This is a genomic window from Serratia sp. CY71090, assembly GCF_052166845.1.
GTDB lineage: Bacteria > Pseudomonadota > Gammaproteobacteria > Enterobacterales > Enterobacteriaceae > Serratia > Serratia nematodiphila.
Window position 1 is genome coordinate 889,136 of sequence record NZ_JBJNOA010000001.1, and the last position, 24,857, is coordinate 913,992.

Genomic DNA, 24,857 nt, shown 5'->3' on the forward strand with positions numbered 1-24,857 from the left:
ATTGCACAATTATCGTGCATGTCGTGCATCAAAAAGGGGCGCTGGCGCCCCTTTTGCACATCTGTAGTGCGCTTCCGCGCACGGTTCCTCAGGCCTTCTTACGACTGCGGAAGGTGACACCCAAACGGGCGGGTTGCTCGCCGGCAGCGACCAGCGGTTTGCTGACGCGCCCGGTCTCGATGCAGACCATGGTCTTGTAACCGTCGTTCGGCATATCCCCCATGCTGCAGGAGAGTTCCACGCCGGGGTTCCAGGCGATGACGTCGCTCATATGATGGTGGTGAACCTCGATGGTGCGAGCGAGTGCCGGATCGCGGATCTGGCTGAAAGCTTCCGGGCGGGTATAGACGCGGTCGGTTTGGCCGATGAATGTCACTTCACCCGTCTGATGCGCCTCTGCGCCGCCCGCCACCTTGTCGATATAAGGCTCGCCCAGGCCCGCCACGCTGACCCGATCGATGTCGCCGACCTGGAAGTAACTGTGCAGCGCCGCCGTGGCTTGATAATCGCCGTGCGATTCCAGCTCGATCTCGCACTCTTCACCCAGCTTGAAGCGAGCAATCAGCGTGAAGGCGTGCGGCCACAGTTTGCGGGTCTGCTCATTGTCTTTCAGCGTAAAGGTCAGGATGACGCCGTTCTCATCTTCATCGTGCGCCGTCAGGCTCCAGGGCTGGTTGCGGGCAAAGCCGTGGGAGGGTTGCGCCACCGGGCCGAACCACGGCCAGCAGATCGGCACGCCACCGCGGATGGCCTTGCCTGTGGCGAAAGGCGTGTTGTTGCTGAGCCAAATCACCGGCTGCTCACCGCTGGGCTGCCAGGCCAGCAAATGCGCGCCTTGCAGCGCGACGGCCGCGCGCACTTTCGGGTGCGACACCACAACCACGCCCAGCTCATCGAGTTGCCGCTGGCTGATATAAGGAGAAATTTGTTCGGAAACGGGCAGGGTGAAAATTTTCTCGTTCATTTCATGACCTATTGTTTGCCGGAGATAGAAATGGACCCTATTAGCTTTCGGGTCACAACCAGGCCCTCAGGCGCATGCTTAGACAGTGACTGAGGTGAGTGTGTGCAGCGAACAACGCTGTGACTCGAAAGATGACGGGTAAAAAAAGGGCGACAAAAAAATGTCGCCCTCATTATCAGCTTAACATCATGCCATTACTTGGAGATGTGAGCGATCAGATCCAGAACCTTGTTGGAGTAGCCGGTTTCGTTGTCGTACCAGGAAACCAGTTTCACGAAGTTGTCGTTCAGTGCGATACCGGCTTTGGCATCGAACACGGAAGTCAGCACTTCGCCGTTGAAATCGGTGGAAACCACGTCGTCTTCAACATAGCCCAGAACGCCTTTCATAGAGCCTTCAGCGGCGTCTTTGATGGCTTTCTTGATTTCTTCGTAGGTAGCCGGTTTTTCCAGACGCACGGTCAGGTCGACAACGGACACGTTAGGCGTCGGTACGCGGAACGCCATACCGGTCAGTTTGCCTTTCAGCTCTGGCAGAACCACGCCAACCGCTTTCGCTGCGCCGGTAGAAGAAGGGATGATGTTCTGGGATGCGCCGCGGCCGCCGCGCCAGTCTTTGTGAGACGGGCCATCAACGGTTTTTTGAGTCGCGGTGGTGGCGTGAACGGTGGTCATCAGGCCTTCAACGATGCCGAAGTTGTCGTTGATGACTTTAGCCAGCGGCGCCAGGCAGTTGGTGGTGCAAGAGGCGTTGGACACGATGTCCTGGCCGGCATATTTGTCAAAGTTGGCGCCGCGAACGAACATTGGGGTCGCATCTTTGGATGGGCCAGTCAGAACCACTTTTTTAGCGCCGGCGGTGATGTGTTTACGCGCGGTTTCGTCGGTCAGGAAGATACCGGTCGCTTCAGCAACCACATCAACACCCACTTCGTTCCACTTCAGGTTAGCCGGGTCTTTCTCTGCGGTAACACGGATGGTTTTGCCATTAACAACCAGGTGGCCGTCTTTAACTTCTACCGTACCGTTGAAACGGCCGTGAGTAGAGTCATACTTCAGCATGTAAGCCATGTACTCTGCGTCCAACAGGTCGTTGATTGCAACGATCTCGATGTCAGAACGCTCTTGAGCAGCACGGAAAACAATGCGACCGATACGGCCAAAACCGTTGATACCTACTTTGATAGTCATATATTCCACCAGCTATTTGTTAGTGAATAAAAGGTTGGTTGTAAAATTACAAAAACCTTACCCAGCGTCAAGCGGAATCGTGTCAATACTTGCGGCAAGTCAAACCGGAAGGGTGGTTTTGCACGCTTATTGCACAGTCCATTTGCGCTCGGCCTCATCCGTTATATGGGGACAAGCCGCCAAGTATAAAGTCAGCATACGCAAGATGTGTGATCGTTATCACATATCATCGTGACGTGGCCTTTATGGGCTACAGTTTAGGCCAAAAACCCCTGCAGCGGTGTTAATTTTTTGTTATTATTAATCATTGTTTTCGTTGACATTATCCACATTCAGAGATAAGCACAAATGGCTAAAGAGACAACCCCCGGTCATCCGGTCACGGAACTGAATGAAATCCAACGTTATGTGACGCAACAGCGTGGCACCGAAGCGCCGTTCAGCGGCAAATTGCTGCACAACAAGCGCGAGGGCGTGTACCATTGCCTGTGCTGTAACCAGCCGCTGTTCTATTCCGAAACCAAATACGATTCCGGCTGCGGCTGGCCGAGCTTTTATGAGCCGGTTTCCGCCGATGCAATCCGTTATCTTGATGATAATTCACATAATATGCATCGTGTTGAAATCCGCTGCGGCCACTGCGACGCGCATCTGGGGCACGTTTTCCCTGATGGCCCGCAGCCGACTGGCGACCGCTACTGCGTCAACTCCGCCTCGTTGAGTTTCACCGATGGCGAAAATGGCGACCAAACGGCCGGTTAAGTGGTAATTTAATCAACAAAATCGATTCAGCTAATTATTCATCTGTAAGCGAGAAGGGCTCTGATGGACGTGAAAGATCTGATTGCGGCGATGACGCCCGAGATATACCAGCGCCTGGTGCAGGCGGTTGAGCTTGGCAAGTGGCCGGACGGCGTGGCGCTGACGCCTGAGCAGAAGGAAAACAGCCTGCAGGCGGTGATGCTGTGGCAGTCGATGAATAACGTCGATCCGCAGCACATGAGCATCGGCACCGACGGACAGATCGTGATGAAGAGCAAGCAAGAACTGAAGCAGCAGTTTGTTGCCGAGCCGCTGGTCAAACTTAAACCGCAGTAAGCTGTCCCTAAAGCGGGGCGATGTCGCCATCGCCCCGTCGATTTACCGTTTCTCGCCTTTTATTCCCAGCGACTCCGCCAGCTGTTGCGCCAGCCGGTTATTGTCGTCCGCGCCGTACTCCCAGAACATCGCTCCCCCCAATCCCCGGCTTTTGATGTACTCGGCTTTGATAGCCACCGAACGCGGGTTCTCGTAGGAGATAGCGAACAGCGGTTTGCCTTCGGCGGATTGCAGCGTCAGGTAAGGCACTTTGGCGGCGTCATCCCAGTGCTCGCGGAAACGCTGCTGCGGATCGTTGAGCAATTTGCTGACGATATCGCGGTATTTAAAGTAAGTGTCTTTGCTGAGATCCAACCCCAGCGTGCAGAACAGAGCGGTTTCTCGCGCACTGAAATAAGGCTGCGTCACCGGATGTTTGGCGGCGTCCGGCTTGTCCCAGTCGATGCCCGGCTCGGTCGCTCGTTTCGGCACCCGGCCGTAGAAACCGATACCCAGGTTCATCTGCGCCGGTTTTAATCCGGCGGCCAGATAATGTTTTACCACGGAATCGGCGCTGTAGCGGTCGGCGGCGGCTACGGTTGGCCAACGCGTTGAATCGTACAGGTTGGCATTGAAGTACTGCGTGCCGTAAGCCATATCGTAGGTCATCAGATTGATGTAGTTGAGGTAAGGGGCAATGCTTTTCACATCGACCCATTCCTGCGGGCTTTTGACGTTGGCCCCGACGGCGATGGTTAACAGCTTGCCTTTACCCAGCGCCTGATGAAGCTCTCTCAGCAGCAGGGTGAAGTTGTCGCGGTCTGCCGGTTGGCTTTCCACCAAACCCCAGGCGCCGTTTACCGGGTATTCCCAGTCCAGATCGATCCCATCCAGCCGGTACTGTGCGATCACCTGCAACGCGGAGCGAATGAATATCGCCCGGTTTTCCGTGGTGGCGGCGGCGCCGGAGAAACCGCGTGCGCCCCAGCCGCCGACCGACAACAGCACTTTCAGCTCGGGGTTCTGTTTGCGCAGCACCGGCAGACGTTGCAGATCGGCCGTGACTTTCGGCGACAGGTAGATCTGGTGACGGCGAGCGGGGTCTTTCAGCGCCGCATTGGTTTCGTCTTTCTCGTCGTTGTAGATCAGGCCGAACGAATAGTTGAGATGGGTGATTTGCGTCACGTCCAGCTTGTCGATGTCGCCACCGGGGCCGGCGGTGACATCGCCGCCGCCGTTGAAGTAGCCGACGGAGAGATAGGCCGCCTGGGCCGTGCTTGCGCCGGCCATAGACAACTGCACCGCCGCCAGCAAAGGCAGCAGTTTTCGGGTTATTTTCATGTCTGTCTCCTTGTGGTCGGCAAGGCCGACCGTACCGCCAGGGGCGGGCACAATAAAGCCGGGCTCAGTGGGCCCCGGATGCGTATAACCGATTGACGCCAAAAGCGTCGCAGCCATAACAGCAAAAGCGCCTGCCGGTCACAAGCCGTTGGGGAAGAAGAAAGGTGGTATTGTGAGCGGCGTCGATAATTTCGCCGCTGCGTAGAGAGGGCGCCGGTGGCGCCCGAGAGGATTTAGTTGGCGATAAACTGTGACAGGGTAACTAGCTGTGCACCGGCGCGCGCCATGTCCTGCAGCGCTCGCTCACTGTCGCCCGGCTGCAGATTCACGCCGCGGCAGCCGTCGACGATCACCTGCGTCGGATAGCCGGCAGCCAGTGCATCCAGCACGCTAAACTTCACGCAGTAGTCGGTCGCCAGGCCCATGATCGCCAGCCGCCGGACGCCCTGCGAGTGCAGCCAGCCGTGCAGTTCGGTCTGCGCCCGGTGGCCGTTATCGAAGAACGCGCTGTAGCTGTCGATGCTCGTATCCTGCCCTTTGCGAAAAACGGCATTGATGTGTTGCCGCTGCAATTGAGGATGAAAATCGGCGCCGTGGCTCCCTTGCACGCAGTGCACCGGCCACCACACCTGCGGCAGGCCTTCCAACTGGCCGAGGGTGCCGACCTGCGCATGGGAGTTCACCGCAAAGCTGCGGTGATTGGCGGGATGCCAGTCCTGGCTGGCTACCACCGGCTCGCCCCGCGCCAGGCAGGCGGCGATAGCCTGATTGGCGACCGGGATGACGGCGTCGCCCTCCGTGACCGCCAGCGCGCCGCCGGGGCAGAAATCGTTTTGCAGATCGATCAACAACAGGGCCGTTTTCATCGCCGCTCCAGAGTTCAGTAGGTTAACCGTTGATGCTCAGCTCGCCGCGCAGATCTTGCTGCATCAGGGCGCGGATTTGTTCCGGCGTCAGCGGCTGGCTCAACAGATAGTGCAGCTTGGTCAGGGCGGCTTCCACCGTCATGTCGAAACCGCTGATCACCCCGGCATGCGCCAACGCGTTGCCGGTGGCGTAGCCTTCCATATTGACGCGCCCGGAGATGCACTGCGTCAGGTTGACCACCACGATGCCGCGTTCAGAGGCCGCACGCAACTCGTCGATCAGCTCGGCCTTCTGTGGCGCGTTGCCGACGCCGTAGGAGCGCAGGATCAGCGCTTTGACCGGCTGCAGCAGGAAGTTGCGCACCACCGCGCCGGAAATGCCCGGATAGATGGTGACCACGCCGATCGGCTGCGGCGTGATGTCATGCACCTGCAACGCGCCGTTGCAAGCCGGGCTGTCGATGCCTTGCTGGCGGCGAATGTGGATGCCGGCTTCCAGCAGCGGCGGCAAATTCGGGGAGGCGAAGGCGTCGAAGCCGTCGGCGTGCGCTTTGGTGGTGCGGTTGCCGCGGAACAGCTTGTTGTTGAAGAACAGGCTGACTTCGTTCACCGGATGGTTGGCCGCCAGATACAGCGCGTTGAGCAAGTTGGTTTGGCCATCGGAGCGCAGCTCCGCCAGCGGGATCTGCGAGCCGGTGACGATCACCGGTTTGGCCAGGTTTTCCAGCATGAAGGAAAGCGCAGAGGCGGTGAACGCCATGGTGTCGGTGCCGTGCAGGATCACGAAGCCGTCGTAGCGATCGTAGTTCTGCTTGATGTCGTCGGCGATGTGCTGCCAGTCTTCCGGCGTCATGTCTGAAGAGTCAATCAATGGCGCGTATTCATGAATGGTGAAATCCGGCATTTCCGGCCGATGGAATTCGGGCATCAGCGCCAGCTGGCGCTGCAGGTGGCCGGAAACCGGGATGTAGCCGTGATCGGAACGCTGCATGCCGATGGTGCCGCCGGTGTAGGCGACGTAAATGGATTTCTTTTGCATGGTTATGATTTTAACAAAGATAAGATGGGCTGAATTATAGGGACATGGCGGCAGAAAAAAAGCCCGGCGGTGGCCGGGCTGCAGAATTATTTGTTAGCGGACTTCTCCGCAGGTGAGACAGATCGCATAACGGTTTTGCGGATCGTTCAGGTTATTGAACAAGCCCGGTTGTTCTTTCACCGCGTTGGCGACCGAAGCCAGCGGGGCGGGCAGCATGGCCTGAATCGCGGCCGGCAGCATGGCGTGAATGGAAACGCCAAACTGGCTGAGCACCATATCGCTCAGGCTTGGGGTATCGACGAACCAGTCGAGCTGCCACTGCTGCAGCTTTGCCAGCTCGGCGGCTTTCTTCACCGCGTCGTCGAAATCGCCCAACTGATCGACCAGGCCGTTGGCCTTGGCGTCGCTGCCGAGCCAGACGTGGCCCTGTGCGATTTGGTCAACCTGCTGCGGGGTCATCTTGCGTGATTTGGCGACCAGATCGAGGAAGTTCTTATACCCGTTTTCGATATTCAGCTGCATCATCTGCGAGAACTCCTGCGGCAGCGCCTTGGTGACCGCGATATCGGCCAGCGGCGAGGTCGCCACGCCGTCGGTGTGCACACCCAGCGTATCCAGGGTTTTCTCGTAGGTATTGATGATGCCGAAAATGCCGATAGAACCGGTCAGGGTGCTCGGGCTGGCGATGATATAGTCGGCCGGCGTCGAGACCCAGTAGCCGCCCGACGCGGCCATGCCGCCCATCGACACCACCACCGGTTTGCCGGCGGCGCGCACGGCGGCCAGTTCGGAGCGGATCACTTCGGACGCGCTGACGCTGCCGCCTGGGCTGTTGACGCGGAACACCACGGCCTTGACGGCCGGATCCAGACGCGCCTGGCGCAGCTCGGCGGCGGTGGTGTCCCCCCCGACGTTGCCCGGCGTCTGCTGGCCGTCCATGATGGCGCCGTTGGCGAACACCACGGCGATCTTGCCGCCCTGGTTGGCGTCCGGCTTCGGCTGATAGTCGTAGATGCTGATGGCGTTGAAATCGTTCGCCTGTTTGTCCCAGCCGAAGGTCTTGACCAGCTGATTTTCGATCGCGGTGCGCGACGCCAGCTCATCCACCAGCTTATTGTCCAGCGCATAGCGGGCGGTGTCGCCACCGGCCGCCTGCAGGCCGCTCAGCACGCCGGCTGCGCCCGGGAACAGCTGCTGCGGCGTCAGCTGGCGGTTGGCGGCCACGGTCTCCAGGTAGTTCTGCCACAGGCCGCCGATCCAACGGCTGTCCGCTTCGCGCGCCGCCGGGGACATATCGTCGCGGATCAGCGGTTCGACCGCCGATTTATAGGTGCCGACGCGGAAGATATTGGTGGTGACCTTGAGCATGTCCAGCAACGACTTGTAGTACAGGTTGTTGGTGGCGAAACCGTGCAGATCGACCGCGCCCTGCGGCGACAGGTAGACCTTGTTGGCGTAGCTGGCCAGGTAGTATTGCGTTTGGTTGTAGCTGTCGCCGATGGCGAAGATCGGTTTGCCGCTGTCGCGGAACTCGCGCAGCGCTTTGCCGATATAGCGCAGCGACGGCTGATCGGCGCCGGCGAAGTCATTCAACTGCAACACCATGCCGGTAATGTTTTTGTCGTCTTTGGCCTTGCGGATGCTGTCGACTACATCGAACAGCGAGTTTTCCTGCAGGCGGCTACTGGAGGCGCCCAACAGTTCGCGGCCCCATTGCCGCACCCGGTTGTTTACCGAAGGCTGATCGACCACCACGCCGCTTAAATCGACCAGCAGCGCGCCGCGCGCCGGGGTCGTCGAGGTGGAGGAACTTTGGAAGGACAGATAGATGCCAACCCCAACCAGGATCAGCAAGACCAGGAACAGGTTAAGGATCAGTTCCCTGATAAAATTCAGCAGACGCCATGTCCACCGGAAAATGCCGGCAAAAATTTGCCACAATGTGCGCATGTGCTCTCCAACAAGAGTCGAGAATGTTCCGCTATCCTAATGAGCGGCCGGGTAAATGTCAGCTTTAAATCGCGACTCACAGACGCTATCGCCGAGGCTGTAACTCGTCGTTTAGCTATGTTAACGTGGCCGGAATGAAAATTGTTATCAGGAGTTTACGATGGATGCTCTGGATCTTTTATTGAATCGCCGCTCGGCTTCGCGCCTGGCGGAACCGGCGCCGGCGGGGGAAGTGCGCCAAAACATCATCAACGCGGGCCTGCGTGCGCCCGATCACGGCGCGCTGCAGCCGTGGCGTTTCGTGATGATCGAGAATCAGGGTCTGGAGCGCTTCAGCCAGCTGCTGCAGGCGGCGGCGAAGCAGGATCAACTGGACGAAGCGGCGATTGAAAAAGCCACCAAGGCGCCGTTCCGCGCGCCGCTGATCATCACCGTCATCGCGCATTGCACTGAGGAAACCAAGGTGCCGCGCTGGGAGCAGGTGGTTTCCGCCGGTTGCGCCGTGCAGGCGATGCAGATGGCGGCGCTGGCGCAGGGCTTTAACGGCATCTGGCGCACCGGCGCCTGGACCGAGCATGCGCTGGTGCGCGAAGCCTTCGGCTGCCGCGAGCAGGATGAGATCGTCGGTTTCCTCTACCTGGGCACGCCGCAGCTGAAGGCCGCCACCAAAGTGACGCCGCCGGACAGTACGCCTTTCGTCAGCTATTTCTAAGTTTTTTCCAACGGGGCGCGGCGAAAATGCGCCAAACCCCGCAAAATTGCATGGTTTCTGAGCAGGCCGCTCGCTTATCCGCGGCGCGCTCTTATCAATCCCCTCGGCAAGCGCTACCCTATGTTATCTTGAGTGCCGTTACCGAAGGGAGTGGACTATGACATCGCCAGCGATCCGTTTAACCCAGTACAGCCATGGCGCTGGCTGCGGCTGCAAAATCTCACCGAAAGTTCTCGAAACCATCTTGCACAGCGAGCGGGAAAAATTTGTCGATCCGCGTCTGTTGGTCGGCAATGAAACCCGCGACGACGCGGCGGTGTATGACATCGGCAACGGCGTCGGCATCATCAGCACTACCGACTTCTTCATGCCGATCGTCGACGATCCGTTCGATTTCGGCCGTATCGCCGCCGCTAACGCCATCAGCGACGTGTACGCCATGGGCGGCAAACCGATCATGGCGATCGCCATTCTCGGCTGGCCAATCGCCAAACTGCCGCCGGAGGTGGCGCAGCAGGTGATCGACGGCGGACGTTTCGCCTGCCAGCAGGCGGGGATCGCGCTGGCCGGCGGCCATTCCATCGATGCGCCGGAACCTATCTTCGGCCTGGCGGTCACTGGCGTGGTCAACACCGAGCGAGTGAAAAAGAACAGCGCCGCACAGGCCGGGGCGCAACTCTATCTGACCAAGCCGCTGGGCATTGGCGTGCTGACGACCGCCGAGAAGCAAAGCAAGCTGCGCCCTGAACATCAAGGGCTGGCGACGGACGTGATGTGCCGCCTGAATAAGCCGGGCGCCGACTTTGCCGAAGTGGCGGGCGTCACGGCGATGACCGATATCACCGGCTTTGGCTTGCTGGGCCACCTGAGCGAGGTATGCCAGGGTTCCGGTCTGCAGGCGACGGTCTGGTTCGATCGGGTGCCGAAGCTGCCGCACGTCGAGGCGTATATTGCCGAGGGCTGCGTGCCGGGCGGCACCGGGCGCAACTTCGACAGCTACGGCCATCTGGTGGGCGAGATGAGCGATTTGCAGCGTCAGCTGCTGTGCGATCCGCAAACCTCCGGCGGTTTGCTGTTGGCGGTATTGCCTGAGGCGCAGGCGCAGGTGCTGGCGATTGCCGAGCAGCATGGCATCACGCTCAATCCTATCGGTGAGCTGCATGCCGCACAGGCAGGTAAACCGCTGATCGAGGTTGTGTAGTGTCCAAGATGCAAGGCAGGCCGGACAGCGCCGATTATCAACGCATTTTTCTGCAGGACGTGCCGCTGATTGACGTGCGTGCGCCGATCGAGTTTCAGCAAGGCGCCTTCGCTCAGGCTGTGAACCTGCCGCTGATGGTCGACAGCGAGCGGCAGGCGGTGGGCACTTGCTATAAGCAGCATGGTCAGCAAGCGGCGATTGCGCTCGGCCACAGCCTGGTGAACGGCAAACTGCGGGAACAGCGCACCGCCGCCTGGCTGGCGGCCTGTGCGCAGCGACCCGAAGGTTATATTTACTGCTTCCGTGGCGGGCTGCGCTCACAGCTGGTGCAGCAATGGCTGCATGAGGCCGGCGTCGAGTACCCGCGTATTACTGGCGGTTATAAGGCGCTGCGCAATTATCTGCTCGGCGTGTTGGCGCAAAGCGCGGCATTGCCGATGGCCCTGGTGGGCGGCAATACCGGCAGCGGCAAGACGCTGCTGGTCAACGAACTGGCCGACGGCGTCGATCTGGAAGGCGCGGCGCGCCATCGCGGTTCATCTTTTGGCCGAACGCTGGCGGGGCAAAGCTCACAGATCGATTTTGAGAATCGTCTGGCTGTGTTATTGCTGAAAAAACAGCATGGTGGCAGCCGCCGTTGGGTGCTGGAAGACGAAGGGCGGATCATCGGCAGCAACAATCTGCCGTTGCCGTTGTTCAACGGCATGCAGCAGGCGCCGGTGGCGGTGATCGACGATCCGTTTGATATTCGCCTGGCACGCCTGCAGGCCGAATATATCGACGGGATGCGCGAACAGTTCGAACAGGCCTATGGCGTGGAAGAAGGCTGGCGGCAGTACGACGACTATCTGCATCACGGCCTGTTCGCCATTCGCCGCCGGTTGGGCCTGGAGCGCTTCCAGCAGCTGACGCAGCGGCTGGAAGCGGCGTTGCGGGCACAGCGTCTCAGCGGCCAGGGTGACGCGCACCGCGAGTGGTTGGCGCCCTTGTTGCAGCAGTACTACGATCCGATGTATTGCTATCAGTTGGAAAAGAAAGCCCAGCGGATCGTCTTCCGTGGGAACTATGCAGAAGTAAGAGAATTCTTGATGACGTTCAGCCAGAAAAACGGTGATTAATGCGACTGTTCATAGCCGAGAAACCGAGTTTGGCGCGCGCCATTGCCGACGTCTTGCCCAAGCCGCATCGCCGCGGCGACGGTTATATCGCCTGTGGCAACAACGACGTGGTGACCTGGTGCGTCGGCCACCTGTTGGAGCAGGCTCAGCCTGACGCCTATGACAGCCGCTATGCGCGCTGGTCGTTGGCAGACCTGCCGATAATTCCCGAAAAATGGCGGTTGCAGCCGCGGCCTTCGGTCAGCAAACAGCTCAACGCCATTAAAAAGTTGCTGCTCGAAGCCGATGAAGTGGTTCACGCCGGCGACCCGGATCGCGAAGGGCAACTGCTGGTGGATGAAGTGCTGGACTACCTGGATTTGACGGCGGAAAAGCGCCAGAACGTGCGCCGCTGTCTGATCAACGATCTCAACCCGCAGGCGGTGGAGCGCGCGGTTGAACGCCTGCGCGACAACCGTGATTTCATTCCGTTGTGCGTGTCTGCGCTGGCGCGTTCGCGCGCCGACTGGCTGTACGGCATCAATATGACCCGCGCCTACACGCTGCTGGGCCGCAACGCCGGTTACGACGGCGTGCTGTCGGTAGGCAGGGTGCAGACGCCGGTGCTCGGATTGGTGGTACGGCGTGATGAAGAGATCGAAAACTTCGTGCCAAAAGACTTCTTTGAGGTCAAGGCGCACATCGTCACGCCGAAAGAAGAACGCTTCGTGGCGCTGTGGCAGCCCAGCGAGTCCTGTGAGCCTTATCAGGACGAAGAGGGGCGTTTGCTGCACCGGCCGTTGGCGGAGCATGTGGTCAAGCGCATTGAAGGCCAGCCGGCTCTGGTCACGTCTTATAACGATAAACGGGAATCGGATACCGCGCCGCTGCCGTTTTCGCTCTCCACGCTGCAAATCGAAGCGGCCCGGCGTTATAACCTCAGCGCGCAACAGGTGCTGGACGTTTGCCAGCGGCTGTACGAAACCCACAAGTTGATTACCTATCCGCGTTCCGACTGTCGCTACCTGCCGGAAGAGCATTTCGCCGGCCGCCACGCGGTGCTGAACGCCATCAGCGTGCACCAGCCCGAGCTGTATCCGCAGCCGGTGATCGACAGCGATCGCCGCAACCGTTGCTGGGACGATAAAAAGGTCGACGCGCACCACGCCATCATTCCCACCGCCCGTGCCGGCAAGATTAATCTGACGCAGGATGAGCGGAACGTGTATGGGCTGGTGGCGCGCCAGTATCTGATGCAGTTCTGTCCGGATGCGGTATTCCGCAAATGCGTGATCGAGCTGGATATCGCCGGCGGCAAATTTATCGCCAAGGCGCGATTCCTGGCGGAAGCCGGCTGGCGTACGCTGCTGGGCAGCAAGGAGCGTGACGAGGAGAACGAAGGTGCGCCGCTGCCGGTGGTGGCTAAAGATGATGAGCTGTTGTGCGAGCGCGGTGAAGTGGTGGAGCGCCAGACGCAGCCGCCGCGGCCGTTTACTGACGCCAGCCTGTTGTCGGCCATGACCGGCATCGCGCGGTTCGTACAAGATAAAGCGCTAAAGAAAATCCTGCGGGCGACCGATGGTTTAGGTACGGAAGCGACGCGAGCGGGCATCATAGAATTGCTGTTCAAGCGGGCGTTTCTGTACAAGAAGGGACGCTATATTCACTCCAGCGAAACCGGGCGCGCATTGATTCACTCGCTGCCGGATCTTGCTGCACGCCCTGATATGACGGCCAACTGGGAAGCCACGCTGACGCAAATCAGCGAGAAATCCTGCCGCTATCAGGACTTTATGCAGCCGTTGGTCGGCACGCTGCAAGAGCTGATTTATCAGGCCAAGCAGAGCCGGGCGAGCATGGCGTTTCGTGGATTGCCGCCGCCGCCCTCCAGCGGAGGCAAAAAACGCAGGAAAAGCGCCGGCAAGGCGCAGGAGAAGAGTGAATGAAGCGTGGACTCACTGGTGTATTGGCTGCCGCGGCCCTGATGTTTTCCGGCCTGGCCGCCGCCAATCGCGGCGATGTGGACGTGGTGCTACCGGTTTCGCCGGAGATCTGGGGCGCGGCCAAAAGCGGCGACAATCCGCCGCCGGCGCAGCCCTGCAGCCGTTGTTGCGTCTACCAGAATCAGAACTATTCCGAGGGGGCGGTGCTCAAAGTCGAAGGGGAAGTGCTGCAGTGCGTGCGTGAGCCTAATACTATCGGCACCAACCCCTTGATTTGGGTACGATTAAAGAAGTGACGATGTAACCTGTCACCGCGCTCAGCGCGCCTCGCCTTGCGCGGCGAGATAATCCGCCAGCAGTGGAACGTCAGCGGGCGCCAGGGGGTATTCCTGCGCCTGTTGCGGCGTGACCCAGACCAGCGCCGAATGGCAGCGCTGTTGCAGTTCACCGGAGAACTCCGCGACTCGCCAGGCATGCAGTCGGATGATGCGTTCGCCTTGCCGCCACTGATTGCTGCCCACATAGTTGCCGATACGGGCGCTAATCCCCAATTCTTCATCCAGCTCGCGCGTCAGCGCCTCCGGCTGGCTTTCGCCGGTTTCAACCTTGCCGCCGGGAAACTCCCACAGGCCGGCTTGATCGCTGCCTGCGCCGCGCTGGGCCAGCAAAATGCGCCCATTTTGTTCCAGAATGGCGGCTACTACGTCGATAATTTTCATTGGCTTCACAGAATAAAACCCCGGCGAGCGCCGGGGGATGGGGTTACAGCGTGAATTCCGCCCAGACCGGCGCATGGTCGGAAGGTTTCTCCATGCCGCGGGTTTGGTAATCAATGCCGGTGGCGATGCAGCGCGAAGCCAGCGGGGTGCTGGCCAGCAGCAGATCGATACGCAGGCCGCGATTGTCGTCGAACCCTTTGGAGCGGTAGTCGAACCATGAAAACTCGTCGTTGCGCCCCGGGTTGGCGTGGCGATAGGTATCCACCAGGCCCCAGTTCAGCAGGCGATCCATCCATTCGCGCTCTTCTGGCAGGAAGGAGCACTTGCCGGTGCGCAGCCAGCGTTTGCGGTTGTCTTCGCCGATGCCGATATCGTAATCACTCGGGCTGATATTCATGTCGCCCATGATCAGCACCGGGGATTCCGCCGACAGCTGCTGCTCCAGGTAGTTTTGCAGATCCTGATAAAAGCGTGTTTTAGCCGGGAATTTGATCGGATGGTCGCGGCTTTCACCTTGCGGGAAGTAGCCGTTGATCACCGTCAGCGTGCCCTGTGGCGTAGCCAGATCGGCCATGATGATGCGACGCTGCGCGTCTTCTTCATCGGTTGGGAAACCGCGGCGCACGGCCAGGGGCTCCGCTTTGGTCAGCAGCGCCACGCCGTAATGGCCTTTTTGCCCGTGATAGAACACGTGATAGCCATGCTGGCTGACTTCTTCCAATGGGAACATGTCATCGTGAACTTTGGTTTCCTGCAGACCGATCACGTCGGGCTGGTGCTGTTCGATAATTGCCGCCAGCTGATGCGGACGCGCGCGCAGTCCATTGATATTAAAAGAGACAAACTTCATGAGCGGTGCCGTTTTCACGAGAAAAATGTGCTGTGATAGTAGCAGAGTTTGGCGGGAAATGTAACGCAGACAGCGGCAGGACCGCTGACTGCGCAGCGGGTTTATTTCGCCCAGCGGTCGTAATTTTTAGGTTGATAGTCGTCAAACTGTTGCAGCAGCGTCTGTGCCGATTCGCTGATGTGCAGGGTGCCGAGATAGTCGTGACGCATAAAGCCCTGATCGGCGACGTGCTCGAGGAACTGGCTCAGCGGGCGGTAGAATCCGTTGACGTTCAGCAGGCCGACCGGCTTGTTGTGATAGCCGATTTGCCCCCAGGTCCAGATTTCAAACAGCTCTTCCAGCGTGCCGATGCCGCCGGGCAGGGCGATAAAACTGTCCGCCAGCGCCGCCATACGGGCTTTGCGCGTATGCATGTCTGGCACCACTTCCAATTCAGTCAGGCCGCGATGCGCCGTTTCCGCTTCAACCAGGCGCTCGGGGATAATGCCGACTGCTTCACCGCCTGCGGCCAACACCGCGTCCGCCACGATCCCCATCAATCCTTTTTTGCCGCCGCCATAGATTAAACGGCGCCCCTGTGCGGCCAGCAGTTGCCCCAGTTGACGAGCCTGCTCGGCATAAGCGGGATTGACGCCTTCGCTGGCGCCACAAAAAACGCAAATATTGTTTCGCATCCACCTGTTCCTTACTGCACTAAAGAAGCCAGTGGTATAGCGAATTGTCGGCCGGAGTTCAAGTTACGGCTGGGAGAGCGGAGATAAAACATCAAGGTGAAAGCGGCGATAAGGGGAGATAAATTGAGTTTATTGATACGAGGGCTATTTAATTAGGCTCGGGGATTTTCTGCAAGGGATGGTGGTGGGGGAAGGATGATTCGTCGCTGCGCGACTTACCCTGCGGGCCGCGCTGAAGCGCGTTGTCTCACTGCGTGAGACTCGAACCTTGGTCGAAGCTTCTCATCCTTCCCCAATGCGGAACATTATGGAAGTGATGTGTTTTAATTAGGCTCGGGGATTTTTTGCAAGGGATGGTGGTGGGGGAAGGATTCGAACCTTCGAAGTCAGTGACGGCAGATTTACAGTCTGCTCCCTTTGGCCGCTCGGGAACCCCACCATGGTATTCATGGATTTGCTGATTTTTTAAGGAATCGGCTAAATTCCTATTGTGTGCTTCTAAGGATTACCGCGCTAAAGCGCGTTGTCTCGCTGTGCTCGGCTCGAACCTTGTCGAAGCTTCTCATCCCCCCCTTGACGTTTAATGATATTTCAGCTTTCGCTTCAAGTTCATCAACAAAGAGAAGATGGTGGTGGGGGAAGGATTCGAACCTTCGAAGTCAGTGACGGCAGATTTACAGTCTGCTCCCTTTGGCCGCTCGGGAACCCCACCATATACATGGCTATTTAACTGGCCTTGCTTGCGAGAGCGCTGTCTCGGTAAGCGGGGCGCATCATATCAAATGAAGCGGATGTGTAAAGTATTGAAATGCAGAAAATGAATCGTTTGCCGTTTTTTTATTCTTGGCGGTGCATCCCTGAACGAAATGCACCGATTTATTGAACGATTACAGAATAACGGTGCGGTTGCCGTAGACGAAGACGCGCTGCGCCAGCACCTGATACAGGGCGCGGCTGAGCACGTTTTTCTCCACGTCGCGGCCGGCGCGCATCATATCCTCGGCAGAATAGGTGTGATCGACGTGGATCACGTCCTGCATGATGATCGGGCCTTCGTCGAGATTGTCGTTAACGTAATGGGCGGTGGCGCCGATGATTTTTACCCCGCGCTCGTAGGCCTGGTGATAAGGCCGTGCGCCGATAAACGCCGGCAGGAACGAATGGTGAATGTTAATTACCTGATTCGGATAATGTTGCACGAAGGCCGGGGTCAGCACGCGCATATATTTGGCCAGCACCACGTAATCCGGCTGATATTGATCGATCTTGGCCGTCATTTCGCGGTCGTGCTGTTCGCGCGTCAAGCCTTCGTGGCTCACCAGATGGAAAGGAATATCGAAACGCTCCACCAGCGTTTGCAGCGTGTCGTGGTTGCCGATTACGGCGGCGATCTCAACGTCGAGGCCGCCATAGGCGCTTTTCATCAACAGGTCGCCCAGGCAGTGCGCCTCTTTGGTGACCAGCACCACGATGCGCCGACGTCCGGTGCTGTGCAGTTCACGCAGCGAACCTTCCGGCAGCGCGCTGTCCAGATCGGCCAGCAGCGTGTTGTCGTTGAAAATGCCTTCCAGTTCGGTGCGCATGAAGAAACGCCCGGTGCGGTGATCGACGAACTCATTGTTCTGGACGATATTGAGTTCGTGCTTGTAACAGATGTTGGTGATCTTGGCGATCAGCCCTTTGGCGTCCGGGCAGATGGTGCGTAACACTTTCCGTTGTACATTTTGGTGTGGCATGGGTTTGAGGATCCTGTCTGATACTGAACGGCCTGTCTGCGCAGGCGTAAACGTGAAGCGCCGGCCGGTTAGCGCCCGCAGCACTTCTTGTATTTTTTCCCTGAGCCACAGGGACACATCGCATTTCGGCCGGGCTGGGGTTTGGTGCCGTCGATATAATACCAACGTTGATCGCGACGAAGGAAGCGCGAGCGCTCATGCATCGCCTGCGGCTCGCCGCTTTCGCCATCGGTGAAACGGGCGATGAATTCGACGAAGCCTTCATCCGGCTCATGACCGGCTTTCTCTTCCACGATCGTCAGGCCCAGCCACTCGGTATTCTTAAAACTGTCGACGATGGCATTGCGCCACGCTTCGGCGCCGCAGTCGGGGTGCCAGGTGGCGATCAGATAGTCGACGTTATGATTCACGTAGGCGGTGAAGCGTGAACGCATCAGTTGGCCGGGCGTCGGCGCCGGCTGACTGCCGCTGATAAAAGGGGCGCAGCACGCGTTATACGCCAGTCCGCTGCCGCATGGGCATGATTCGGGCAAAATAACTCCTGAGAAAACGAGGCTGAAAATGAATTTAGCGCATATGTTACCTAACAATATTCGTCAGTGACAATCTACCCTGAAAGCAGAGAACACCGTTTACCGAGAGGATGACGCGATGCGGCAAATCAAGATCGGACTGGCGCTGGGAGCGGGCTCGGCTAAAGGCTGGGCGCACATCGGCGTGATCAATGCGTTAAAGAAGCTGGGGATTGAGGTCGATATCGTTGCCGGCTGCTCTGTCGGCGCGTTGGTGGGCGCCGCGTTCGCCAGCCATCGCCTGCCGGCGATGGAGCAGTGGGTGCGATCGTTCAGCTATTGGGACGTGATTCGCCTGATGGATTTTTCCTGGCAGCGCGGCGGCCTGTTGCGCGGCGAGCGGGTGTTTAACGCCGTCGGACAGCTGCTGAAGATCAATGATATCGCCGATTGTGCGTTGAAGTTCGGTGCCGTGACGACCAATCTCAGTACCGGGCGTGAGCTGTGGCTGACCGAAGGCGATATTCATCAGGCGATACGCGCCTCCTGCAGCATGCCCGGCCTGTTGGCGCCGGTATGGGCCGACGGCTATTGGCTGGTGGATGGCGCGGTGGTCAATCCGGTGCCGGTATCGCTTTGCCGCGCCATGGGCGCCGATATCGTCATTGCGGTCGATCTGCAGCATGACGCGCACCTGATGCAGCAGGATCTGTTCTCGATACGTATCGAGGAAGAAGGCCCGGACGATGCGCCTGCGGCTACCTGGCGCGGGCGTCTGCGGGAACGCGTCGGCAGAATGCGCAAGCGCAAACCGGCGACGGCGCCGACGGCGATGGAGATTATGAGCACATCGATTCAAATGCTGGAAAATCGCCTGAAGCGCAACCGGATGGCGAGCGATCCGCCGGATGTCTTGATCCAGCCTTTTTGCCCGCAAATCTCAACGCTGGATTTCCACCGCGCCGATGAAGCGATCGAGGCGGGGTTGCTGGCGGTTGAAAAACAACTGGATCGGTTGTTGCCGTTGATAAAAAATAGATAATTCTCGGTTCTTGGTTGGCAATGCGCAGTTGGTCTGTTTCAGACGAGCATAAGTGACCTTTTTGAGCCACTATTACACTATGGAAAGGGACGAGGCTCGGCTGATGGCATTACCACTCACTCACAAGCGCATCTTGATCGTTGAGGACGAACAGGTTTTTCGTTCCGTGCTGGTCGGTTATCTGACCTCGCTGGGCGCTGAAACCGGCGAGGCGACCAACGGTTTACAGGCGCTGAGTGCCGTCGATGACTTCAAGCCGGATCTGATTCTGTGCGATCTCGCGATGCCGGAAATGGGCGGTATCGAATTCGTTGAACACCTGCGTTTGCAGGGGCTGCAGATCCCGGTGCTGGTGATCTCGGCCACCGACAAGATGGCGGACATCGCCAAGGTGTTGCGGTTGGGCGTGCAGGATGTGCTGCTCAAGCCGCTGACCGATCTCAATCGCCTGCGTGAAGCGGTGCTGGCGTGCTTATACCCCAATATGTTCACCTCCCAGGCGATTGAAGAGGTTGAACTGTTTCAGGATTGGGATGCGTTGAGCAAAAATCCTTCCGAAGCCGTCAAACTGCTTAAGCAACTGCAGCCGCCGGTACAGCAGACCATTGCGCATTGCCGGATCAACTATCGGCAGTTAACCACCGGCGAAAATCCCGGCCTGGTGCTGGATATCGCCGCCTTGTCAGAAAAGGATCTGGCATTCTATTGTCTGGACGTCACGCGCGCCGGCGATAATGGCGTATTGGCGGCGCTGCTGTTGCGCGCATTATTTAATGGGCTGCTGCAGGACCATCTGGCTAATCAACAGCATCGTTTGCCGCAAATGTCGGCATTGTTAAAGCAGGTTAATCAATTATTGCGGCAGGGGAAATTGGACGGTCAATTCCCTCTGTTGTTGGGATATTATCACGCCGAAAATAAAAACCTGATTCTGGTTTCCGCCGGGCTGCATGCCAACGTCAATACCGGTGACAATCAAATCCAACTGAGCAACGGCGTGCCACTGGGGACGCTGGGGGCTACCTACATGAATCAGATCAGCCAGCGTTGTACCGCCTGGCAATGTCAGGTATGGGGCAGCGGTGGCCGATTGCGACTGATGCTCAGCGCTGAATAGCAGGCAGCGATCGGCGCGATCTTAAGCTATTTACTTATCTGTAATTAAACCGTTTATTTATTCTCCGGATTATCCGAACGGGTAATAGTCCTAAATGTTTTCTATTTGTGTTCTGGTTAATGCTCGGCGCGCATAAGCTGGTATACTCCGAAGGTTTTTTTATATCGAGCCCACGCTCATAAAATGAGCGCTTTAGCTTTAAGAGAGGAAATAATGCCTGCTGTAAATCGCAAAGTCAGAAAAGCCGTGATCCCGGTTGCAGGCTTGGGTACGCGGATGTTGCCGGCCACCAAAGCCATTCCGAAAGAAATGCTGCCGCTGGTTGATAAACCTCTGATCCAATACGTCGTCAATGAGTGCATTGCGGCGGGGATTAACGAGATTGTGCTGGTCACCCACTCCTCCAAGAACTCGATCGAAAACCATTTTGATACCAGTTTCGAACTCGAAGCGATGCTGGAAAAACGCGTCAAGCGCCAATTGCTGGACGAAGTGCAGTCGATCTGCCCGAAAGGCGTTACCGTGATGCAGGTTCGTCAGGGTAATGCCAAAGGCCTGGGGCACGCGATTATGTGTGCCTACCCGATGGTGGGCGATGAACCGGTCGCGGTGGTGCTTCCGGACGTGATCCTCGACGAATACAGCGCCGATCCGAAAAAAGACAACCTGCACGAAATGCTGCAGCGCTTCGAAGCCACCGGCGTCAGCCAGATCATGGTTGAACCCGTGCCGCATAAGGATGTCGGAAACTACGGCGTAGCCGACTGTAAGGGCGTTGATTTGCAACCGGGCGAAAGCGCGCCGATGGTCAGCGTGGTTGAGAAACCGTCGCCGGATAAAGCCCCTTCCAACCTGGCGATTGTCGGTCGTTATGTGTTGTCCGCCGATATTTGGCCGCTGTTGGCGAAAACGCCTCCAGGCGCCGGCGATGAAATTCAGCTGACTGACAGCATCGAAATGCTGATGCAGCAGGAAACGGTGGAAGCGTATCACCTGAAAGGCGTGAGCCATGACTGCGGTAACAAACTGGGTTACATGCAGGCCTTCGTGGAGTACGGCATGCGTCATGCCAGCCTGGGCAAAGAGTTTTCTCAGTGGCTGCAACAGGTTGTTGCCGCTGACAAGAAGTAATTTGATCTTTCGTCTTAATTTGAAAAACTAGGATTTTCACATGAAAGTAACAGTTTTTGGTATTGGTTATGTGGGGCTGGTACAGGCCGCCGTGCTGGCTGAAGTTGGCCATGATGTTATGTGCATCGATGTTGACGAACGAAAAGTCGAGAACCTGAAAAAAGGGAATATCCCGATTTTTGAACCGGGCCTGACGCCGCTGGTACAGCAAAACTATGAGGCTGGGCGCCTGCATTTCACCACCGATGCCAAAGCGGGCGTGGCGCACGGGAATATCCAGTTTATCGCCGTCGGTACGCCGCCGGATGAAGACGGTTCCGCCGATCTGAAATATGTCACCGCGGTGGCGCGCACCATCGCCGAGCACATGACCGATCGCAAAGTGGTGATCGACAAATCTACCGTGCCGGTCGGTACGGCGGACAAAGTGCGTCAGGTGATGGCGGAAACGCTGGCAAAACGCGGCAGCAACGTGCCGTTCGACGTGGTGTCCAACCCTGAATTCCTGAAGGAAGGCGCTGCGGTGGCTGACTGCATGCGCCCTGAGCGCATCGTGATCGGCACCGATAATAAAGAGGTGATCGAGCCTATTCGCGAGCTGTACGAGCCGTTTAACCGCAATCACGATCGTATGATCATGATGGATATCCGCAGCGCGGAGCTGACCAAATATGCCGCCAACTGCATGCTGGCGACCAAAATCAGCTTTATGAACGAAATGTCCAACCTGGCGGAAATGTTGGGCGCGGACATCGAGAAAGTGCGTCAGGGCATCGGTTCCGATTCACGCATCGGTTATCACTTCATCTATCCTGGCTGTGGCTACGGTGGTTCTTGTTTCCCGAAAGATGTTCAGGCGCTGATCCGCACGGCGGAGCAGATCGGTTACCAACCGAAGCTGTTGCAGGCGGTAGAGCAGGTCAACTACCAACAAAAAGACAAGCTGAACAGCTTTATCAAAGACTATTTCGGCAGCGATTTGAAGGGCAAAACCTTCGCACTGTGGGGTCTGGCGTTCAAGCCGAATACCGATGACATGCGTGAAGCGTCCAGCCGTGTGCTGATGGAGCAGCTGTGGGCTGCCGGCGCCACCGTTCAGGCCTACGATCCGGAAGCGATGAACGAAGTTCAGCGCATCTATGGCCAGCGCGACGATTTGAAGCTGATGGGTACCAAAGAGGCTGCGTTGCATGGCGCCGATGCTCTGGTGATCTGTACCGAATGGCAGAATTTCCGCGCGCCGGACTTTGATGTGATTAAGGGCGCGTTGAAGCAGCCGGTGATCTTCGATGGACGTAACCTGTACGATCCTGAGCGTTTGGCGAATCGCGGCTTTACCTACTATGCGATTGGCCGCGGTGCCTCGATTAAACCGGTTATTTAAGGAGTGGGCATGAAATTCCTGGTTACAGGCGCCGCAGGGTTTATTGGTTATCACGTTGCAGAGCGTTTGTTGACCGCCGGGCATCAGGTTGTCGGCATCGATAACCTGAATGACTATTATGACGTGGGCCTGAAAATGGCCCGTCTGGACAGACTGGCGGATAAGCCGGGATTCCGCTTCATCAAGTTGGATTTGGCCGATCGTGAAGGCATGGCGACATTGTTCGCCGAGCATCAGTTCCAACGAGTCATTCATTTGGGTGCCCAAGCCGGCGTGCGTTATTCGCTGGTCAACCCGTTGGCTTATGCGGACGCTAACCTGATCGGTCATTTGAACGTTCTGGAAGGCTGCCGTCATAATAAGGTCGAGCATTTACTTTACGCTTCCTCCAGCTCTGTTTATGGCCTCAATCGCAAGTTGCCGTTTGCTACCGAAGATTCTGTCGACCACCCTGTGTCACTGTATGCGGCAACCAAAAAAGCCAATGAGCTGATGTCACACAGTTACGCTCATTTATACGGTCTCCCGACGACGGGGCTACGCTTCTTTACCGTATATGGTCCCTGGGGGCGTCCGGATATGGCGCTGTTCAAGTTTACCAAGGCCATATTGGCGGGGGAGAGCATCGATGTATATAACCACGGTGAAATGCACCGTGACTTTACTTACATTGATGATATCACCGAGGCGATTGTGCGGCTGCAGGCGGTTATTCCGCAGGCAGATCCGTCATGGACCGTTGAACAGGGATCGCCGGCGACCAGTTCCGCGCCGTATCATGTTTATAATATCGGCAATAACACCCCCGTTAAACTGATGGAATATATCACGGCGTTGGAGCAGGCTTTGGGGCTAACTGCCCGCAAGAATATGCTGCCAATGCAACCTGGCGATGTGATGGATACCAGCGCGGATACCGCGGAGCTTTATCGTGACATTGGTTTTAAGCCGGAAACCAGCGTTGAAGAGGGTGTGAAGCGCTTTGTTGATTGGTATAAGGCATTCTACCAGGTTCAATAATTGAACGAGGGTATATGCGACAAAGGGGCCTTAGGGCCCTTTTTTATCGCGTGAACCTCATGCAAGGAACAAAATGCGAATTAGGATATTTACTAAAAGGAAAGGGGTGAGGCAGGATCGCGGCGATAAGCTTTAAAATGAAAAGGCCCCCCGCAGGGAGCCTTTCAGATACGGGCTGAATCGCTATTACAGCAGGAAATCGTCCAGAGATTTACCTTGCTCTTCGATAGCTTTCTTAATCACCGCTGGAGTACGGCCTTGGCCGGTCCAGGTTTTCAATTCGCCGTTTTCGTCTTTATATTGGTATTTAGCAGGACGTGCTGCGCGTTTTGCTTTACCGGCAGCCTTGTTGGCAGCCATGGTTTGCAGCAGTTCATTCGGATCGATACCGTCAGCAATCAGCATTTCGCGGTATTGCTGCAGTTTACGGGTGCGTTCTTCGATTTCTGCTTGAGCCTGGCTGTCTTCTTCGCGACGTTCGTTCACAACAACTTCCAGTTTCTCGAGCATTTCTTCCAGCGTTTCCAGTGTGCATTCTCTTGCCTGGGCGCGCAGAGTGCGGATGTTGTTCAAAATCTTTAATGCTTCGCTCATTGTCCTAGTCTCAAATTATATTGGTGGGGGGCGTCTCGATAATAATAGAGCGCTATTTTCTTTTCTGCAATAGCCAAATTGACTTGAATACTCAAATTTACCTTTTAAAAAACCGTTAATCGGATCTGTCCGACTAATATAGGAAGGGCTGTTAACTATTACCCTTGTCGCACTTAAGTCAAAATTTCAGCAGGCATGCTTTAAAAGGCGCGTGTCGCAAGGCTTTCATCGATAAGTTATCGCCGTAATTTATATCAATATTACAATGGGTTCTGTGGGCTTAATCACGTCATGACAAGGCAGACATTGTAAACAATAGGGGTATATAGGTAAAGATTGCGTCAGGAAACGTCGGGGACAGCGGAGGTGATTAAATGCCCTGTATTGGCCCCGTGTATAATAGACTGGCGCGCCGTTGCGGTTGCGGCACCCGCCGCGGCGAAAGGGTGATTATGCATTAATGGGCAAATGATCGCGGTTAACCATTAGCAAGAATTAATAGTGATGACAGGCATACATTATCCTGTAAATAGCTGTAAAAAGAACGGGCCGACAGAACGATATGTTTCGCTTGAAAGCGCATTATTACGGCGAACGCAATATTCGTTCGCTTTGGGCTGAGCCTGGGGGGCGGTTTATGGTACACTTACCGTCCTAATCGACATTTGAATATTTCTTATACCATCGGAGTTGCGGGG

At 57.2% G+C, this 24,857-nt stretch carries 24 protein-coding genes, 2 tRNA genes and 1 other RNA gene; 12 read left to right on the forward strand and 15 right to left on the reverse strand.

Annotated features, from left to right (window positions below; translation table 11 throughout):
- Positions 1-88: 88 nt before the first annotated feature.
- Positions 89-964, reverse strand: a complete 876-nt coding sequence (locus ACJ8OK_RS04220) for a D-hexose-6-phosphate mutarotase (RefSeq protein ID WP_021503854.1) — start codon at positions 962-964, stop codon at positions 89-91.
- A gap of 194 nt (positions 965-1,158) precedes the next feature.
- A complete protein-coding gene (gene gapA / locus ACJ8OK_RS04225) occupies positions 1,159-2,154 on the reverse strand; it encodes a glyceraldehyde-3-phosphate dehydrogenase (RefSeq protein WP_016927474.1) in 996 nt (331 codons plus the stop codon).
- A gap of 348 nt (positions 2,155-2,502) precedes the next feature.
- On the opposite strand from gapA, the gene msrB reads away from it, so the two are divergent.
- Together msrB and ACJ8OK_RS04235 are read left to right on the forward strand one after the other, a co-directional pair.
- Positions 2,503-2,916, forward strand: a complete 414-nt coding sequence (gene msrB, locus ACJ8OK_RS04230; protein ID WP_004932219.1) for a peptide-methionine (R)-S-oxide reductase MsrB — start codon at positions 2,503-2,505, stop codon at positions 2,914-2,916.
- A gap of 63 nt (positions 2,917-2,979) precedes the next feature.
- Complete coding sequence (locus ACJ8OK_RS04235) at positions 2,980-3,252, forward strand: YeaC family protein (RefSeq protein WP_004932218.1); 273 nt, start codon at positions 2,980-2,982, stop codon at positions 3,250-3,252.
- 42 nt (positions 3,253-3,294) lie between these two features.
- On the opposite strand, the gene ACJ8OK_RS04240 is transcribed toward ACJ8OK_RS04235, so the two are convergent.
- The 4 genes from ACJ8OK_RS04240 to sppA form a co-directional block, all read right to left on the reverse strand.
- Positions 3,295-4,572: a glycoside hydrolase family 18 protein gene (locus ACJ8OK_RS04240; protein WP_442530400.1), complete on the reverse strand. Its 1,278-nt coding sequence runs from the start codon at positions 4,570-4,572 to the stop codon at positions 3,295-3,297.
- A 233-nt stretch (positions 4,573-4,805) separates the two neighbouring features.
- Complete coding sequence (gene pncA / locus ACJ8OK_RS04245; RefSeq protein WP_280598325.1) at positions 4,806-5,438, reverse strand: bifunctional nicotinamidase/pyrazinamidase; 633 nt, start codon at positions 5,436-5,438, stop codon at positions 4,806-4,808.
- A gap of 22 nt (positions 5,439-5,460) precedes the next feature.
- Positions 5,461-6,477: an asparaginase gene (gene ansA, locus ACJ8OK_RS04250; protein ID WP_016927477.1), complete on the reverse strand. Its 1,017-nt coding sequence runs from the start codon at positions 6,475-6,477 to the stop codon at positions 5,461-5,463.
- Positions 6,478-6,570: 93 nt separating this feature from the next.
- Positions 6,571-8,427, reverse strand: coding sequence for a signal peptide peptidase SppA (gene sppA / locus ACJ8OK_RS04255; protein ID WP_442530401.1), 1,857 nt, complete (start codon positions 8,425-8,427; stop codon positions 6,571-6,573).
- A 160-nt stretch (positions 8,428-8,587) separates the two neighbouring features.
- Here sppA and ACJ8OK_RS04260 point away from each other — a divergent pair, with 160 nt between their 5' ends.
- The 5 genes from ACJ8OK_RS04260 (at position 8,588) to ACJ8OK_RS04280 (ending at position 13,676) form a co-directional block, all read left to right on the forward strand.
- Complete coding sequence (locus ACJ8OK_RS04260) at positions 8,588-9,139, forward strand: NAD(P)H nitroreductase (protein ID WP_004932204.1); 552 nt, start codon at positions 8,588-8,590, stop codon at positions 9,137-9,139.
- Between the two features lie 157 nt (positions 9,140-9,296).
- The gene (gene selD, locus ACJ8OK_RS04265) at positions 9,297-10,340 is read left to right on the forward strand and encodes a selenide, water dikinase SelD (RefSeq protein WP_016927479.1); all 1,044 of its coding nucleotides are present in this window, start codon (positions 9,297-9,299) and stop codon (positions 10,338-10,340) included.
- Between the two features lie 8 nt (positions 10,341-10,348).
- On the forward strand, positions 10,349-11,458 hold the full coding sequence (gene mnmH / locus ACJ8OK_RS04270; protein ID WP_048325023.1) for a tRNA 2-selenouridine(34) synthase MnmH: 1,110 nt from the start codon (positions 10,349-10,351) through the stop codon (positions 11,456-11,458).
- Positions 11,458-13,383 carry a DNA topoisomerase III gene (locus tag ACJ8OK_RS04275; protein ID WP_004932196.1) on the forward strand — a complete coding sequence of 642 codons (1,926 nt, stop codon included), beginning with the start codon at positions 11,458-11,460 and terminating at the stop codon, positions 13,381-13,383. The genes mnmH and ACJ8OK_RS04275 overlap by 1 nt, the downstream gene beginning before the upstream one ends.
- Entirely contained in the window at positions 13,380-13,676 is a 297-nt protein-coding gene (locus ACJ8OK_RS04280; protein ID WP_033632870.1) for a YnjH family protein, read from the forward strand. Before ACJ8OK_RS04275 ends, ACJ8OK_RS04280 begins: the two co-directional genes overlap by 4 nt.
- Positions 13,677-13,697: 21 nt before the next feature.
- On the opposite strand, the gene ACJ8OK_RS04285 is transcribed toward ACJ8OK_RS04280, so the two are convergent.
- From ACJ8OK_RS04285 to ACJ8OK_RS04320, 8 genes are all read right to left on the reverse strand, one after another.
- The gene (locus tag ACJ8OK_RS04285; RefSeq protein WP_021503849.1) at positions 13,698-14,099 is read right to left on the reverse strand and encodes a pyrimidine (deoxy)nucleoside triphosphate diphosphatase; all 402 of its coding nucleotides are present in this window, start codon (positions 14,097-14,099) and stop codon (positions 13,698-13,700) included.
- 43 nt (positions 14,100-14,142) lie between these two features.
- A complete protein-coding gene (xthA, locus tag ACJ8OK_RS04290) occupies positions 14,143-14,949 on the reverse strand; it encodes an exodeoxyribonuclease III (RefSeq protein WP_004932192.1) in 807 nt (268 codons plus the stop codon).
- Between the two features lie 101 nt (positions 14,950-15,050).
- Positions 15,051-15,623 (reverse strand): TIGR00730 family Rossman fold protein, encoded by a 573-nt coding sequence (locus ACJ8OK_RS04295; protein WP_004932190.1) that lies wholly within the window; start codon positions 15,621-15,623, stop codon positions 15,051-15,053.
- A 179-nt stretch (positions 15,624-15,802) separates the two neighbouring features.
- Positions 15,803-15,930: non-coding RNA, RtT sRNA (locus ACJ8OK_RS04300), on the reverse strand.
- A 47-nt stretch (positions 15,931-15,977) separates the two neighbouring features.
- Positions 15,978-16,062, reverse strand: a tRNA-Tyr gene (locus ACJ8OK_RS04305).
- 188 nt (positions 16,063-16,250) lie between these two features.
- Positions 16,251-16,335 (reverse strand) — tRNA-Tyr (locus ACJ8OK_RS04310).
- A gap of 175 nt (positions 16,336-16,510) precedes the next feature.
- Entirely contained in the window at positions 16,511-17,359 is an 849-nt protein-coding gene (gene purU / locus ACJ8OK_RS04315) for a formyltetrahydrofolate deformylase (protein WP_004932187.1), read from the reverse strand.
- Between the two features lie 68 nt (positions 17,360-17,427).
- Positions 17,428-17,892, reverse strand: a complete 465-nt coding sequence (locus ACJ8OK_RS04320) for a YchJ family protein (protein ID WP_016927486.1) — start codon at positions 17,890-17,892, stop codon at positions 17,428-17,430.
- Between the two features lie 118 nt (positions 17,893-18,010).
- Between ACJ8OK_RS04320 and rssA the strand changes: the two genes are divergently transcribed.
- The 5 genes from rssA (at position 18,011) to ACJ8OK_RS04345 (ending at position 23,565) form a co-directional block, all read left to right on the forward strand.
- The gene (rssA, locus tag ACJ8OK_RS04325; RefSeq protein ID WP_049240805.1) at positions 18,011-18,913 is read left to right on the forward strand and encodes a patatin-like phospholipase RssA; all 903 of its coding nucleotides are present in this window, start codon (positions 18,011-18,013) and stop codon (positions 18,911-18,913) included.
- Positions 18,914-19,016: 103 nt separating this feature from the next.
- Entirely contained in the window at positions 19,017-20,030 is a 1,014-nt protein-coding gene (gene rssB, locus ACJ8OK_RS04330) for a two-component system response regulator RssB (RefSeq protein WP_004932178.1), read from the forward strand.
- 213 nt (positions 20,031-20,243) lie between these two features.
- Positions 20,244-21,161, forward strand: coding sequence for a UTP--glucose-1-phosphate uridylyltransferase GalU (galU, locus tag ACJ8OK_RS04335; protein ID WP_015378094.1), 918 nt, complete (start codon positions 20,244-20,246; stop codon positions 21,159-21,161).
- Between the two features lie 40 nt (positions 21,162-21,201).
- Positions 21,202-22,545 carry a UDP-glucose dehydrogenase family protein gene (locus ACJ8OK_RS04340; protein WP_004932175.1) on the forward strand — a complete coding sequence of 448 codons (1,344 nt, stop codon included), beginning with the start codon at positions 21,202-21,204 and terminating at the stop codon, positions 22,543-22,545.
- A gap of 9 nt (positions 22,546-22,554) precedes the next feature.
- A complete protein-coding gene (locus ACJ8OK_RS04345; RefSeq protein WP_015378092.1) occupies positions 22,555-23,565 on the forward strand; it encodes an NAD-dependent epimerase in 1,011 nt (336 codons plus the stop codon).
- A gap of 186 nt (positions 23,566-23,751) precedes the next feature.
- Here ACJ8OK_RS04345 and hns read toward each other — a convergent pair whose 3' ends face one another.
- A complete protein-coding gene (hns, locus tag ACJ8OK_RS04350; RefSeq protein WP_004932170.1) occupies positions 23,752-24,159 on the reverse strand; it encodes a histone-like nucleoid-structuring protein H-NS in 408 nt (135 codons plus the stop codon).
- Positions 24,160-24,857: the final 698 nt, after the last annotated feature.

What these genes read in the sequence shown, in the direction of transcription:
- galU (WP_015378094.1), top strand. Translation starts at nt 20,244, where the DNA reads ATGCCTGCTGTAAATCGCAAAGTCAGAAAAGCCGTGATCCCGGTTGCA.
- ACJ8OK_RS04260 (WP_004932204.1), top strand. Translation starts at nt 8,588, where the DNA reads ATGGATGCTCTGGATCTTTTATTGAATCGCCGCTCGGCTTCGCGCCTG.
- ACJ8OK_RS04240 (WP_442530400.1), bottom strand. Translation starts at nt 4,572, where the DNA reads ATGAAAATAACCCGAAAACTGCTGCCTTTGCTGGCGGCGGTGCAGTTG.
- ansA (WP_016927477.1), bottom strand. Translation starts at nt 6,477, where the DNA reads ATGCAAAAGAAATCCATTTACGTCGCCTACACCGGCGGCACCATCGGC.
- ACJ8OK_RS04345 (WP_015378092.1), top strand. Translation starts at nt 22,555, where the DNA reads ATGAAATTCCTGGTTACAGGCGCCGCAGGGTTTATTGGTTATCACGTT.
- ACJ8OK_RS04220 (WP_021503854.1), bottom strand. Translation starts at nt 964, where the DNA reads ATGAACGAGAAAATTTTCACCCTGCCCGTTTCCGAACAAATTTCTCCT.
- hns (WP_004932170.1), bottom strand. Translation starts at nt 24,159, where the DNA reads ATGAGCGAAGCATTAAAGATTTTGAACAACATCCGCACTCTGCGCGCC.
- xthA (WP_004932192.1), bottom strand. Translation starts at nt 14,949, where the DNA reads ATGAAGTTTGTCTCTTTTAATATCAATGGACTGCGCGCGCGTCCGCAT.
- pncA (WP_280598325.1), bottom strand. Translation starts at nt 5,438, where the DNA reads ATGAAAACGGCCCTGTTGTTGATCGATCTGCAAAACGATTTCTGCCCC.
- ACJ8OK_RS04340 (WP_004932175.1), top strand. Translation starts at nt 21,202, where the DNA reads ATGAAAGTAACAGTTTTTGGTATTGGTTATGTGGGGCTGGTACAGGCC.
- gapA (WP_016927474.1), bottom strand. Translation starts at nt 2,154, where the DNA reads ATGACTATCAAAGTAGGTATCAACGGTTTTGGCCGTATCGGTCGCATT.
- rssB (WP_004932178.1), top strand. Translation starts at nt 19,017, where the DNA reads ATGGCATTACCACTCACTCACAAGCGCATCTTGATCGTTGAGGACGAA.
- msrB (WP_004932219.1), top strand. Translation starts at nt 2,503, where the DNA reads ATGGCTAAAGAGACAACCCCCGGTCATCCGGTCACGGAACTGAATGAA.
- ACJ8OK_RS04235 (WP_004932218.1), top strand. Translation starts at nt 2,980, where the DNA reads ATGGACGTGAAAGATCTGATTGCGGCGATGACGCCCGAGATATACCAG.
- sppA (WP_442530401.1), bottom strand. Translation starts at nt 8,427, where the DNA reads ATGCGCACATTGTGGCAAATTTTTGCCGGCATTTTCCGGTGGACATGG.
- mnmH (WP_048325023.1), top strand. Translation starts at nt 10,349, where the DNA reads ATGCAAGGCAGGCCGGACAGCGCCGATTATCAACGCATTTTTCTGCAG.
- selD (WP_016927479.1), top strand. Translation starts at nt 9,297, where the DNA reads ATGACATCGCCAGCGATCCGTTTAACCCAGTACAGCCATGGCGCTGGC.
- ACJ8OK_RS04275 (WP_004932196.1), top strand. Translation starts at nt 11,458, where the DNA reads ATGCGACTGTTCATAGCCGAGAAACCGAGTTTGGCGCGCGCCATTGCC.
- rssA (WP_049240805.1), top strand. Translation starts at nt 18,011, where the DNA reads ATGCGGCAAATCAAGATCGGACTGGCGCTGGGAGCGGGCTCGGCTAAA.
- purU (WP_004932187.1), bottom strand. Translation starts at nt 17,359, where the DNA reads ATGCCACACCAAAATGTACAACGGAAAGTGTTACGCACCATCTGCCCG.
- ACJ8OK_RS04295 (WP_004932190.1), bottom strand. Translation starts at nt 15,623, where the DNA reads ATGCGAAACAATATTTGCGTTTTTTGTGGCGCCAGCGAAGGCGTCAAT.
- ACJ8OK_RS04285 (WP_021503849.1), bottom strand. Translation starts at nt 14,099, where the DNA reads ATGAAAATTATCGACGTAGTAGCCGCCATTCTGGAACAAAATGGGCGC.
- ACJ8OK_RS04280 (WP_033632870.1), top strand. Translation starts at nt 13,380, where the DNA reads ATGAAGCGTGGACTCACTGGTGTATTGGCTGCCGCGGCCCTGATGTTT.